Raw genomic sequence first — 12,529 nt, forward strand, 5'->3', positions numbered from 1 at the left:
AAAATTCACCCAGAATTTGATGCCGCGAACAGTCAGATTGGCGATTACGATTGTCCATCAATGAAGTCACTCATTAAGCAAGCACGTCAGTTGGAGAAGCAATATCCACCGCCTTTCTCAGTGTATATTCATGGCGATTTTAATGTGGATAATATTATTTTTGACCCCATTGAAAACCGCATTAATTTCATCGATTTACATCGTTCTAAATACACTGATTATGTGCAGGATGTCACCATTTTCATGGTATCAAATTATCGCCTGCAGATTTTAGACTCAGAGCGAAGAAAACAAATCATGAAAATGGCTATCGAAATGTATCGGTTTGCCCGTCGATTTGCTAAACAACACCAAGACCATACCTTTGAAATCAGGCTGGCATTAGGTCTGGCCAGAGCGTTTGCCAGCTCCACCCGCTTTATTTTGGATAAAGCACTCGCTAAGCGAATGTTTTATCGAGCCCGTTACCTAATAGAGCTGGTGTTGACGACCCACCCAAAACAGATTCATCGTTTTTCTGTACCTGTGAAGGAGATATTTGTTGAGTAACGATCTAAAAATAGGCGTGATAGGCATTCCTGGTAAGTGGTCCACTGAAACCTTGGCGGATGCAGTTCAGGCTAAAACGGGCTATCGTTTAGTGATCGATATGTCAGAAGTGACCCTCGATTTAACACGAATGCAGCTGATGTATCGTGGTACTAATTTGTGTGAACTAGATGGTCTTATCGTTAAAAAAATATCAGCGGAATATTCACCCAGCACCTTAGATCGACTGGAAATGTTACGGGTAGCTGAGCAGCAAGGAGTAAGAGTGTTCAGTCGGGTAGAATCGATGTTACGTCTGATTGATCGCCTTAGCTGCACGATAACACTCAAAAATGCTGGCATACCGATGCCAAATACCTGCATTACAGAGGATGTTGAGCAAGCCATAAATACCGTCAAAGAGTATGGTGAGGCTGTTTTTAAACCCTTATTTTCTACTAAAGCCCGCGGCATGACTTTAATCAATGCCAAGCAGGCTGATTCTCAGATTCGTCAGCAAGTCAGCGATTTTAAACAGGTCAATCCGGTGATGTATATTCAACAAAAATTGAACCTGTCAGGACAAGACCTGGGCCTCGTTTTTTTAGCAGGAAACTATCTGGGGACCTATGCCCGGGTATCACAGAGTGATGCATGGAATACCACGATTCACAGTGGCGGTCGTTATGCTGCTTTTGAACCGTCATCAGAGATTATTGAAATGGCGACCCAAGCCCAGTCATTATTCAACATGGATTTTACTACTGTGGATGTGGCGATCACCGATAACGGTCCAATTGTATTTGAGGTGTCAGCATTTGGTGGGTTCAGGGGCGCAAAAGAAGGCTGTGATGTTGATGCTGCTGCCTTATATGTCGAACATGTACTAGAGACGATAGATAGCCATGACGAATGAGATACCATATGAGATTGAGTCTTTATTAAAGAACTATCCGCCGTTACCAGACGCACTGGAAATCGACCTTGGTTTTTGCAGCTGCCGGATACATTCTAATTCTATTGAGCTATTGGCACGGTTATCAGCTTATTTTTCATCAATAGTCAGCAATGTATCGACACCAACCTATCAAGTCACAGCGATTGAGTGTGATACGCCTGACTTTTCTAATGCCTTTATCGACTGGAAGCGTGAACCTGGTAAAACAGGCAAAAAAGACAGCTATATCAATTTAGATAAAGCCAGGCTTATCCGTAAAGTCAGAACTGGTATGGTGTTTTACCAAAGCACGGATACGGCGATTGCGATGGGGCCCTGTTTAGAAAATGCCAATCAAGTCATTAACTTTATTAATAACCAGTTTATGACTTGGTTACAGCAAAAAGAGGCCTTAATTTGTCATGCTGCCGCTGTCGTGAGAGAGGGCGAGGCCTTTGCGGTCGCAGGCTTTTCTGGTGGTGGTAAATCCACTTTGATGCTGGAGATGCTTGAACAAGAAGGCACGACTTTTTTAAGCAATGATCGTCTGTTTATCAAACAAACATCTGTAGGAGTTGATGCTTATGGTATTCCCAAATTACCACGCATTAACCCAGGGACGATTGTGAATAATAAGCGCTTACACCCATTGTTAACTGAGGAATTGAGACAGACTTTTCTGAGTTTACCTAAGGATGAACTATGGGAATTAGAGCAAAAATTTGATGTGGATATTGATGCTTTATACGGTGAAGGTCGTCTTCAGTTTGAAGCGCCATTAAAAGCCTTGTTGATTCTGAATTGGTCTCGTCATGATCAAAGTGATGTCAGCTTACATCGAGTGAATTTACGTCAACGTCGCGATTTATTACAAGCCATTTTGAAGTCACCCGGTCCTTTTTATCAAACAGTAAAGGGCGAGTTCATTTCTGACGATTATCAAGCGGATGAAGACGCCTACTTAGCCATTTTAGATAATATTGCTGTGTATGAGGCAACGGGCGGTGTCAATTTTCAGCAGCTTTCCGCTTTGTATCTGGCTGCAGGTCAAGAAAAGCAATGAGTGATGTACTACTCCTAAGACATGCGAAATCAGATTGGTCTGTCGACGTCGATGACTTTGATAGGCCTTTAAATAATCGCGGAAAACGCGCTGCTCAGCGTATGGGGGAGTGGTTAAATACGCATCAATTCATTCCTGAACAAGTCTGGGTGTCAGCGGCAAAACGCACAATGGAAACGGCAGAAAAAACCCTCAAAGCAGCAGGGTTGCCCATTAGTCTTATCAAACCCATTCCAGAACTCTATGAAGCCAGCCCTGCTACCGTGCTGGATATGATTGCTAAAGCACAAAAAAATGTGGGTTTAACTCTCATTATTGGTCATAACCCTGGGATGGAAATAGCCTTAGTGGAGCTGGTAGCAGACCAATTACCGGATTTTGGTGATGATAAAGTCTTACCAACAGCGACGTTGGCACATCTACATTTTGATGATAATAAAGTCTCGCTAAACGCGTTCATCCGACCTAAGAATTTACCTGAGAAATTCCCCGTCAGACGTGATGGACAAGTGCAGTATTGTGACCGTCCAGCCTATTATTACCAACAGTCTGGGGTGCTGGCTTATCGTTGGCATAATGAGCAGCTGCAGGTACTTTTAATCACAAAGCAGGATAGAGAAAAGTGGGGAATACCTAAAGGCATTATTGAGCCGGGACTGTCTGCGACTGAGTCTGCCTTAAAAGAAGCTATGGAAGAAGCCGGCGTAATAGGCAATATTCATGAAGATGCATTGGGCTGCTTTCAGCACAACAAGTGGGGAGGAATCTGTGAGGTCAAGGTGTATCCAATGCGGGTAACGGAACTTGCTGATGATACTCAGTGGGAGTCTGAAAAACGGCGCCGCCAATGGTTCGTGGTGGACTCGGCAGCAAGAGTCATAAACAAGCCCGATCTTGTCGATATGATCCGGGCGTTGACTGTATGCATTCAAAAGCAGGCATAGTATGTCTCGTTTAATTCTCGGTTTTATACGGCACGGTGATTATGAGCAATTAGCTGACACACCGAGTGCGCACCAGCCCTTCGCATTAACGGAACAGGGTAAAACCGACGCGTGTATTGAGGCACAGAAATTATGCCGTCTTATTCTGCAAGAAGGCTGGCAATTGGTGCCGCAGATTGATTGCTCAAATATGTTGCGATCATGGCAAACCGCCGATATTTTCCGCCTGATTTTAGAGACGGCACTCGATTCCTCACTGTGCAGTCAAGCGTATGATGCATTAGCTGAGCGAAGCGTTGGTTCTGTAGCTAATCTCACGGTGAAACAGATTGAGGAGATAGTTAATACTGACCCTCGATATCCTCGATTACCAGAAGGTTGGAAGTCTGATAGTCACTTTTGTTTACCTTTTCAAGGTGCCGAGTCATTGATGACAGCTGGCTCTCGGGTAGCTAAGCATATTGAAACGCAGATGCGGGATATACCCAGAAAAGCCGAATCTCAGCTGAAATTATGTGTAGGGCATGGCGCTTCATTTAGACATGCTGCTTATCATTTAGGGGTCATCAATGCTGAAGAGATTGCTCAACTCAGCATGTACCACTCTCGGCCTATTTTTCTTGAACTATTCGAGGATGGCACTTGGCAGCACGTGGGTGGTGAATGGAAAAAACGTTCATCTGTTGCCGCTACCACCATGGACTAACTATGAAAATGATGTCACAACAGCAGCATCTCAAGCATAGCCAACGGTTTATTGAAACCCTGGTGAGTAAGCACAAAACTCACCAATCTGTTTGGCAACACTTACCTACTACTACCGAATGCTGGAATGTTTCGGAAGCGCATTCAGGTCAAAAGGCTCATCAGGATGAAGCGTCTTTTGCCAAAGCAATGAAGGCAGCTCAGCAATACAGCAAGTGGACATGGCCAAAGCGTCCGATCTTTTTCATTGCCGACCCTCATGCCGACGCGGAAGCATTTGTCCGTTCCTTAGTGGCGACTGGGGGTATCAAAATCACTAATCAGGCCCTGCTGGAATTTACATTGACGCGCTTAGGGCGGGAGGCCACTTTTATTATTGGCGGTGACTGTCTTGATAAAGGGCCCAGTAATTTAGCGTTACTGGATGCGCTTAAGCGACTCTTTGATACTGGCGCGCGGGTAAAGCTGCTGGCCGGCAACCATGATATGCGACTGTATATGGGCATCTACGCGATGAGCTTGCCTCGTCATCCCAGCACAGAGCACTTCTTTGTGCGGATGGGGGAAAAGGTTATCCCGTTATTGAGTGAAGTGCATCAGCGTTATTTGAAAGGCAAAAAATTACACAAGTCGATTCCTGATGAAGCCAGTTGTAAAGAAGCCTTATTTCCACGACCCGACTGGTTTGAGCAATTTCCTCAACACGCCAAGACATTGATGACCCACGCAGGCATTAAACGTGAGCTGCGTAAGATGCAGCGAAAATATGATCACTTTGAAGTGGCTTGTAAAAAGGCTGGATTTAGTATGCAGGATGTCTATGCCACGGCAATGAAATGTCGCCAGTTATTTCTGCATCCCAAAGGTGACTATGCCTGGTTTTTTAAACGTATGCAGCTCAGTTATCGTCGTGGTTCTTTTCTGTTTCTGCATGCTGGCTTAGATGATGAAATCAGTAAGGTGATTGAGCAAGAAGGCGTGGCAAAACTGAATAAACAGTTTCGTCAGCAAATGAAAAATGATCTGTTTCAGTTTTACTACGGCAGCTTAGCTAATACGATGCGAACCAAATACCGCGACAGTGATTTACCCCTCAGTGGAAAAGGCGTGAAGCAGATTAACCGTAAGGGTATTCATGCCCTGGTTCAGGGCCATATCAATCGTAAACATGGACAACGTTTAGTCTTGAAGCACGGGTTGCTTCACGTGGAAAGTGATGTGACGCTTGATCGTCACTCAAGGCATAAAGAAGGCCTGAAAGGCGTGGGGGCTGGCGTGACAATTATTCACCCTGATCAACAGCTTATCGGTTTGAGCGTAGACTATCCATTTGCCAAGGTCTTTCATCCACATTTTTATAAAATCTAATCATGGAGTAAGTGATGATCGAGCAAAAAAAACGTTTCCGACACGAGTCCTTACAGGACAAGAAAAGTATTCAAGGGATGTTGGATGCTGTTGCCAAAGGCATTGCGAAAGGTGAACTCAGCTTCAGCGATGATGAAGGAAAAATGGTAATGCAGCCGAAAGATCTGCTGAACTTAAAATTAACCGCCAGTGAAAATGATGAACACAAACGTATCGATATACGTATTAGTTGGTATGCCGATGATGAGCCAGTCAAACGAGGTAAGCTGACCGTTAAGTAACTCCTATGAGGGGAGCAGCGATATTGAACGGTGACTCACTGCAGTGTGTGTTGCCTTTGTAAGTGATAACACAAACATCGATCTCACCGATTTTGTCTCAGCCTGTTAAAGTATTCACTATTAACCCTGCTGTCTATCGATGCATTCGTTGGTTGATGATGCTGATAATGCGATAGACCAAACCGGCTTCTGCTTTAGGAAATCTGTGTGACTAACAATGATGTATTGAGACGAATTCGTTATATCTTAGATTTGAACGATTCCATGATGATAAACGTATTTGCGCAAGCAGATATCGATGTAAGCCGTGAACAGGTCAGTCAATGGTTGAAGCGTGACGATGATCCTGACTATGAGTCGCTGAATGACAAACAGATGGCGACCTTCCTCAACGGCCTGATTAATCACTTACGCGGCAAAAAAGAAGGTGAACAACCCAAGCCGGAAAAGTCGCTTAACAATAATATTATCCTCAGAAAACTCAAAATAGCCTTTAATTTACAAAGCGATGAGATTCTAGCTGTGTTGCAACTGGAAGGTTTCAGCCTGAGTAAACATGAGTTAAGTGCGTTTTTCAGAAAACCGGAGCACAAACATTATCGGGCTTGTAAAGATCAGGTGTTACGAAATTTCCTGCAAGGTCTGCAGTTGAAATATCACCCAAAGAAAAATGATCTGGAAGGTTTCAGCTGGCCGTCACTGGATGATAAAGAGAAGTAAGTTTTGACGAGTTCTCAAGTGTTTGACTGCATTGTGATTGGTGCCGGTGCAGCTGGTCTGATGTGTGCTGCTACTGCCGGCCAGCGTGGGCGCCAGGTACTGGTGCTGGACCATGCCAATAAAGTCGGTAAGAAAATATTAATGTCAGGTGGTGGCCGCTGTAACTTCACCAACCTCTATATGGAACCTGATAATTATCTGTCGGCAAATCCCCATTTTTGTAAGTCAGCATTAAGTCGCTACACCCAATATGATTTTCTGGAGTTAGTCTCTCGCTACAATCTGGCTTATCACGACAAAGGCGCAGGTGAATTATTCTGTGATGACAAAGCCCGAGATATTTTGAATATTCTGCTGGCTGAATGTGAAAAAGGCGGGGTCAAAATTCAGACGGATACCGCTATCACGGCCATCGAAAAAACGGAGCAAGGTCAGTTTGTGATTGATACCGAGCAAGGTCAGTATCAATGTCATTCTCTGGTCATCGCTACCGGTGGTTTATCCATCCCGAAAATGGGGGCCACAGGCTTTGGTTATAAGCTTGCCAGACAGTTTGGTTTACAAGTGAGAGATACTGAACCTGCTTTAGTGCCATTTACCTTAAGTGATGCCTGGCTGACTGTCGCACAGGAGTTAGCAGGTGTAGCGATGGATATTCGTGTCAGCTGTCGTCAGCAAAGTTTTAATGAAGCCTTGTTATTTACACACCGAGGGCTCAGTGGACCAGCCATTTTGCAAATCTCTAACTACTGGTATAGCTCCGATGAAATCACCATCGACTTTTTACCTAGCCATAGCGTGACTGAGTTGATTGAACAGTGGGTGACGAGCGGAGAGAAAGCGACAATCAAAACCTTGTTGAGCCAGTATCTGCCGAAACGTTTTGTGTTGACCTGGTTAGGTCTGATGGCCGCTGATTTAGGTGATAAACTGGCTAAACAATTAGTGAAGAAAGACATAGAACAACTGACACAGTTTTTTCACCACTGGACCATTAAACCATCAGGAACAGAAGGTTACCGGACTGCAGAAGTCACCCGAGGGGGTGTTGACACTGATGGTATTTCTTCAAAAACGTTTGAAGCCAAAACCACAGCAAATTTATATTTTATTGGTGAAGTGCTGGATGTGACGGGCTGGTTGGGTGGCTTTAATTTTCAGTGGGCATGGTCAAGTGGTTGGTGTGCAGGGCAATATGTGTAAACAACTTCAATTAACGCAGTCATTTAAAGCGATGTTATTACGCCATGAAACAAGCGGTTTCTTTTCAGAAGCTTGATAAAAATATCAATGGACAACGCCGCCTGCGAGCGTGTCATGAATGCGACTGGGTGTCTGCTTTACCGCGGCTTCGTCCCGGCGAGGTCGCACACTGTCCCCGTTGTCACCATGTTTTAGCCAGACGCCACTATCGTCCGGCCCAGCGTAGCTTGGCTATTGCTATCAGTGCCTTTATCGCCTTATTCATCGCTGTCAGTTTCCCTTTTGTTAGTTTTTCAATTAAAGGCATTGGCCACAGTATTGAAATCGAACAAACTGCGTCAATGTTACTGAGTTTTGAACAACCTATTGTGGCGATTGTGGTGGCATTGACTATTATTATCTTGCCCGCCATGTATCTTGTTTCAGTGATTTGGTTACAGCTGGTCTTGTTGTTTTCAGAACCTAAAATCAAACATCGTCAAATTGCCCGGACGCTCAAACATCTCGACAGTTGGATGATGGCAGATGTCTTTATCATTGGTGCCCTGGTTAGTCTGTTTAAAATTGCAGGCATGGCCGATATTGAGCTTGGCATTGCCTTTTGGGCTTATGCGGTGTTTGCCTTCTTATTGTTAATGACCACGCGTTCTATCGATGCTGACTGGATGTGGTTCGCAATTGCGGGCGAACCACGTGCGCCGGCGCATACGAATACGGGACAAGGAGCCGCGGAACAAGGGCTGACCGGTTGTCCCACCTGTGGTTTGATTCATGCACTGGATAAAGGCAGTGATAATCACTGTGTTCGTTGTGGCGAGCCTCTTCATGCACGCGCACCGAAAAGTCTGCAACGCACCCTGGCCTTACTGATAACTGCCACCATTTTCTATATACCAGCAAACGTTTATCCGATAATGACCACCACCAATTTTGGTCAGGAAAAGAACAGTACCATTATGGCTGGTGTGATTGACTTGATTGAACACGGTTCGTGGCCGATTGCGCTGGTCATTTTTATTGCCAGTATTCTGGTACCTATCGCTAAATTAATCGTGTTGTCCTGGCTGTGTTTAACCGTCAATAATGCACATCAATTGAGCCAGTTAGCACGTTTAAAATTGTATCGGATAACGGAGTTTATCGGTCGCTGGTCCATGGTGGATGTCTTTGTGGTGGCGATTTTGGTGGCTTTAATACATGCTGGCGATTTAATTTCAGTCACACCGGGACCGGCTGCACTCGCTTTTGCCAGTGTGGTGGTGTTGACGATGTTGGCGGCCATCACTTTTGATTCACGTCTGATATGGGATAAGCCACAGATGGAGTTACGACCTGCACAGGACAACAGCGTATGACGGATGATGTATCGAATACCAACACCACGGAAGAGTTAGATAATGCCCGTGCGACGAAAGCGTCTAGTTGGTCGCCAATCTGGATTCTTCCCATCGTGGCGGTCCTCATTGGTGCCTGGTTGGTCGTGGATGATTATCTGAGTACAGGGCCACTGATTAATCTCACCATGAACGATGCCGAAGGTATCGCTGCCAATAAAACACTCATCAAAACACGTAATGTGGAAATCGGCCATGTTGAGTCGGTCACTCTGTCTGAAGATTTACAGTATGCAGTAGTCAAAGCCCGCATTAACCCTGATGCTGCTTCGACTTTGGTAGAAGACACACGTTTCTGGGTAGTAAAACCACGTATTGGCCGGGAAGGTATCAGTGGTTTGAATACCGTATTATCCGGTGCGTATATTCAACTTGAACCAGGCCAGTCGCAACAGGAACAGCGAGAATTTGAGGTGCTTGATCAACCGCCGGTGTCATTGAGCGGTAATGGTATTCATATCAAACTCGACAGTCCTCTGGGCATCTCCTTAAAACCAGGCGATCCGGTCAGTTATGAAGGACAGATTGTAGGCCGTGTTGAAAAGTCAGAGTTCAAACCCGGTAATCAGCATATGCATCATGAGTTATTTATCGAAGCACCTTATGATGTACTGGTGACCAAGAGCACACGGTTCTGGTCTTCGTCTGGTGTGAATATCAGTCTTGACTCCAAAGGCTTTAATATCAATCTGGCCTCACTGGAAACACTGTTAAGCAGTGGTGTCAGTTTTGGTGTGTTGCAGGAAGTGGAAAATGACGAGCCTGCAGCGTCGGGAGATGAGTTTGCCTTGTATTCCAATCAGACCGAAGCACAGCAGGCCAGCTATGATCGATATATTGAATATGTGTTGATGGTGAAAGATACCGTGCGAGGCCTGGCAGAAGGCGCACCTGTTGAATTCAGAGGATTACGTATTGGTACCGTAGAAAGTGTCCCGTGGGAATATAACTCACGAATGCGTAATGGCAAGGATGGATTTGCGATTCCCGTATTGATTCGCCTGGAGCCGCAGCGGCTCGGTGACTTCCATGATGGTCTGCTCGAAGAGTGGAAACAACGCGTAGATAGGCTTATAGAGCGAGGTTTAGTGGCTACCTTAAAACCTGGCAATTTACTCACCGGCGCAATGTTTGTGGATATCAATATTGATAGAACGCCGGGTATGCCTGAGATTAAAGTGGCCATGTTTAAAGATCGACAAGTGATTCCTACCAAGTCATCGCAGCTGGCACAGATGGAGATGAAAATATCCAACCTGCTCGATAAATTAAATGGACTAGAAGTACAGCCTGTATTGGACGGAGTGAATGCTAACTTGAAAACATCACAAGCCTTGTTGCAGGAAGTACAGACTTTAGCCAGCAGCATCGATCAGTTTGTGAATAATCCCCAGACGCAAACGATACCGGATAATGTCAATCAGACGCTCGCTGAGCTCAGAGAAACGTTAAAAGGCCTCTCGCCAGAAGCACCGGCGTATCAGAATTTATCTCAGAGTATAAAAAGCCTGGAAGGTCTGATTAAGGACATACAACCCTTGGTGCGTACTTTAAATGAACAACCCAACGCACTGATTTTCAATCGTACTGAGCAGGCGGATCCACAACCTCCTGCTGCTCAACCGTAGATGCAGGAGAGTGTTGTGAAACGATTTTTTATTGGACTGTTTTTTATTTTGTTGACTGCCTGTGCGGGCCAGCCAGTAACACAGTCAACTTTCTATACCTTACCTGTCATCGATACGCCTACAGATAACATCCGTTCGGATAAAACCGTTTTTATCCGACCAATCATTCTGGCTGATTTTCTCAGTAAAAATGGTGTGGTACTGCAACTGGATGACATCACGGTTCATTCTGCCCAATATCATCAATGGGCTGAGTCACTGGCTGCACAGTTGAGTCGTGGTTTACGTGATCGACTACAAGCGGCGCAGTCAGATTATCGAATCGTTAATTTGCCGTCGTTTGCTAAGCAAAGCAGCTATCAGCTTCAAGTAGAGTTTGATCAGTTTCAGGGCCGTTTTGATGGTCAAGCCGTCACCAGTGGACAATGGCAATTGCTTAATAAACAAGGTGAAACGGTCACCACTCAACGTTTCAGCCTGACGCAAGCTTTACCAGCAGAAGGTTATCCTGTTTTGGTTCGTGCTTTAGCAAAAAATCTGGATAAGCTGGCCGCTGATATAGCGAAACAATTACGATAAGTAAATAAGAGGAAGAGGCTTTAATCCTTATTCACTTCACGTTTATCGATGAACATTAAAATGATCTGCCGATCCGTATAAATATCGTTTGAACCATGCTGACGAATGCCATCATAAAATGCTTTGAATTTTGGATCACGTTGTTTAAATCCTTCGATATCCTGATTGAGTACCTGCGCCTGAAATGCGGTTGGCGCGGTATCAAAATGACGTGATGCACAAAATACCGCTGTGGATTGCCCTGCCTGTTCCGCTACTACTTCATTGGCTGGATTAAAGAGACATTGTTGATAGTTCTGCTCTTCCGCATTCACCATTGTTGAAAATAACAGGCCTGCAACAGCAAGAGAAAATATGTGGGGTTTCATCATCACCTCATAGAGTCGGATTGATTAGAGATAATGACTCGTGCACAACTTAATTTGCTCCACCAGGATGTGAGGCTCATGTTTCAATCCAAGCTAGAGATGATTAACTCGGTCCCTGTCCGAATTGAGGTAATGAATCTGAGGTCTGGTCCCATTCTGCTTTACTGTTCATAAAAATATGGGCGTCAGCTTGAATAGTTAAGCTGCTGTCTAAACAGCCGGCAGGCACTACTAATAAACGGCCATTCATCTGTGTATGAGGTAAAGCCGAGCCACAGTGCTGACAAAAACTTTTGGTATGACGGGTGCCTGGTAAGGTGTAAGTTCGGATGTTTTCTTCTCCAGACAACCAGATAAGTTTGGCGGATTGAGAAAATAGATTGGACGCATGTGCCGAGCCCGTATCTTTTCGGCAATGACTGCAATGGCAGAGATAAAAGTGTTCGAAGTCACCTTTAATTTCAAAGCTGACTTTGCCACATAAACATGAGCCATGATGTTCCGTCATATTTTTTCCTTGTTTTTCTGGCATTACTAATTTTAACTGAACGTCGATATTTCTCAGCATAACATCAGAGTGAATTCAGTAGATTGGGTAGAGTCCTGCGAAACCCAACGATTGGATAAACATTAGGCAATAAGTTTGTTCAAGGAACGCTTGTCTGGGGTCATGTTTAAATTCAATCTACTGGATAATTATCTACTTCACATGTTGCCGCTGGGGCGTTCATTTAATTGGATTTCGTTCTTCATCTTAAGTTCTAGTTTTTGGAATTCCTAGTTTCGCCTTAATGGCGAGTCAGGGAAATGC

At 44.7% G+C, this 12,529-nt stretch carries 14 protein-coding genes; 12 read left to right on the top strand and 2 right to left on the bottom strand.

Annotation, left to right across the window (positions count from 1 at the left end; genetic code table 11):
- The 12 genes from B4K20_RS13910 to B4K20_RS13965 all read left to right on the top strand — a co-directional run.
- Nucleotides 1–549 (top strand): phosphotransferase (locus B4K20_RS13910; protein WP_289283347.1); only part of this gene is annotated, 549 nt, incomplete at its 5' end.
- Nucleotides 542–1,444 carry a GAK system ATP-grasp enzyme gene (locus B4K20_RS13915; RefSeq protein WP_289283348.1) on the top strand — a complete coding sequence of 301 codons (903 nt, stop codon included), beginning with the start codon at nucleotides 542–544 and terminating at the stop codon, nucleotides 1,442–1,444. The genes B4K20_RS13910 and B4K20_RS13915, both read left to right, overlap by 8 nt.
- Entirely contained in the window at nucleotides 1,434–2,528 is a 1,095-nt protein-coding gene (locus B4K20_RS13920; protein ID WP_289283349.1) for an HprK-related kinase B, read from the top strand. The genes B4K20_RS13915 and B4K20_RS13920 overlap by 11 nt, the downstream gene beginning before the upstream one ends.
- Entirely contained in the window at nucleotides 2,525–3,472 is a 948-nt protein-coding gene (locus B4K20_RS13925; RefSeq protein WP_289283350.1) for a histidine phosphatase family protein, read from the top strand. Before B4K20_RS13920 ends, B4K20_RS13925 begins: the two co-directional genes overlap by 4 nt.
- Before the next feature lies 1 nt (nucleotide 3,473).
- Nucleotides 3,474–4,178, top strand: coding sequence for a histidine phosphatase family protein (locus tag B4K20_RS13930; protein WP_289243666.1), 705 nt, complete (start codon nucleotides 3,474–3,476; stop codon nucleotides 4,176–4,178).
- Between the two features lie 2 nt (nucleotides 4,179–4,180).
- Nucleotides 4,181–5,545 (top strand): metallophosphoesterase, encoded by a 1,365-nt coding sequence (locus B4K20_RS13935; protein WP_289283351.1) that lies wholly within the window; start codon nucleotides 4,181–4,183, stop codon nucleotides 5,543–5,545.
- Nucleotides 5,546–5,559: 14 nt separating this feature from the next.
- Nucleotides 5,560–5,826 (top strand): amphi-Trp domain-containing protein, encoded by a 267-nt coding sequence (locus tag B4K20_RS13940; RefSeq protein ID WP_289243668.1) that lies wholly within the window; start codon nucleotides 5,560–5,562, stop codon nucleotides 5,824–5,826.
- 207 nt (nucleotides 5,827–6,033) lie between these two features.
- Nucleotides 6,034–6,546: a DUF1456 family protein gene (locus B4K20_RS13945; RefSeq protein ID WP_286305859.1), complete on the top strand. Its 513-nt coding sequence runs from the start codon at nucleotides 6,034–6,036 to the stop codon at nucleotides 6,544–6,546.
- Between the two features lie 3 nt (nucleotides 6,547–6,549).
- Nucleotides 6,550–7,749, top strand: coding sequence for an NAD(P)/FAD-dependent oxidoreductase (locus tag B4K20_RS13950; protein ID WP_289283352.1), 1,200 nt, complete (start codon nucleotides 6,550–6,552; stop codon nucleotides 7,747–7,749).
- Between the two features lie 44 nt (nucleotides 7,750–7,793).
- Nucleotides 7,794–9,104 carry a paraquat-inducible protein A gene (locus B4K20_RS13955; protein WP_289283353.1) on the top strand — a complete coding sequence of 437 codons (1,311 nt, stop codon included), beginning with the start codon at nucleotides 7,794–7,796 and terminating at the stop codon, nucleotides 9,102–9,104.
- The gene (gene pqiB / locus B4K20_RS13960; protein WP_289283354.1) at nucleotides 9,101–10,771 is read left to right on the top strand and encodes an intermembrane transport protein PqiB; all 1,671 of its coding nucleotides are present in this window, start codon (nucleotides 9,101–9,103) and stop codon (nucleotides 10,769–10,771) included. Before B4K20_RS13955 ends, pqiB begins: the two co-directional genes overlap by 4 nt.
- 15 nt (nucleotides 10,772–10,786) lie before the next feature.
- Nucleotides 10,787–11,350, top strand: coding sequence for a PqiC family protein (locus B4K20_RS13965; RefSeq protein ID WP_289283355.1), 564 nt, complete (start codon nucleotides 10,787–10,789; stop codon nucleotides 11,348–11,350).
- A gap of 20 nt (nucleotides 11,351–11,370) precedes the next feature.
- On the opposite strand, the gene B4K20_RS13970 is transcribed toward B4K20_RS13965, so the two are convergent.
- Nucleotides 11,371–11,718, bottom strand: a complete 348-nt coding sequence (locus tag B4K20_RS13970) for a hypothetical protein (RefSeq protein ID WP_289283356.1) — start codon at nucleotides 11,716–11,718, stop codon at nucleotides 11,371–11,373.
- Nucleotides 11,719–11,821: 103 nt separating this feature from the next.
- Nucleotides 11,822–12,226 (bottom strand): GFA family protein, encoded by a 405-nt coding sequence (locus B4K20_RS13975; RefSeq protein ID WP_289283357.1) that lies wholly within the window; start codon nucleotides 12,224–12,226, stop codon nucleotides 11,822–11,824.
- Nucleotides 12,227–12,529 lie beyond the last annotated feature (303 nt).

It is taken from the genome of Methylophaga sp. UBA5088 (assembly GCF_002414625.1).
Taxonomy (GTDB): Bacteria; Pseudomonadota; Gammaproteobacteria; order Nitrosococcales; family Methylophagaceae; genus Methylophaga; species Methylophaga marina.

Bases quoted from the DNA above. Each gene is read 5' to 3' on its own strand.
- B4K20_RS13920 (WP_289283349.1), top strand. From the start codon at position 1,434: ATGACGAATGAGATACCATATGAGATTGAGTCTTTATTAAAGAACTAT.
- B4K20_RS13925 (WP_289283350.1), top strand. From the start codon at position 2,525: ATGAGTGATGTACTACTCCTAAGACATGCGAAATCAGATTGGTCTGTC.
- B4K20_RS13930 (WP_289243666.1), top strand. From the start codon at position 3,474: ATGTCTCGTTTAATTCTCGGTTTTATACGGCACGGTGATTATGAGCAA.
- B4K20_RS13935 (WP_289283351.1), top strand. From the start codon at position 4,181: ATGAAAATGATGTCACAACAGCAGCATCTCAAGCATAGCCAACGGTTT.
- B4K20_RS13940 (WP_289243668.1), top strand. From the start codon at position 5,560: ATGATCGAGCAAAAAAAACGTTTCCGACACGAGTCCTTACAGGACAAG.
- B4K20_RS13955 (WP_289283353.1), top strand. From the start codon at position 7,794: ATGAAACAAGCGGTTTCTTTTCAGAAGCTTGATAAAAATATCAATGGA.
- pqiB (WP_289283354.1), top strand. From the start codon at position 9,101: ATGACGGATGATGTATCGAATACCAACACCACGGAAGAGTTAGATAAT.
- B4K20_RS13970 (WP_289283356.1), bottom strand. From the start codon at position 11,718: ATGAAACCCCACATATTTTCTCTTGCTGTTGCAGGCCTGTTATTTTCA.
- B4K20_RS13975 (WP_289283357.1), bottom strand. From the start codon at position 12,226: ATGACGGAACATCATGGCTCATGTTTATGTGGCAAAGTCAGCTTTGAA.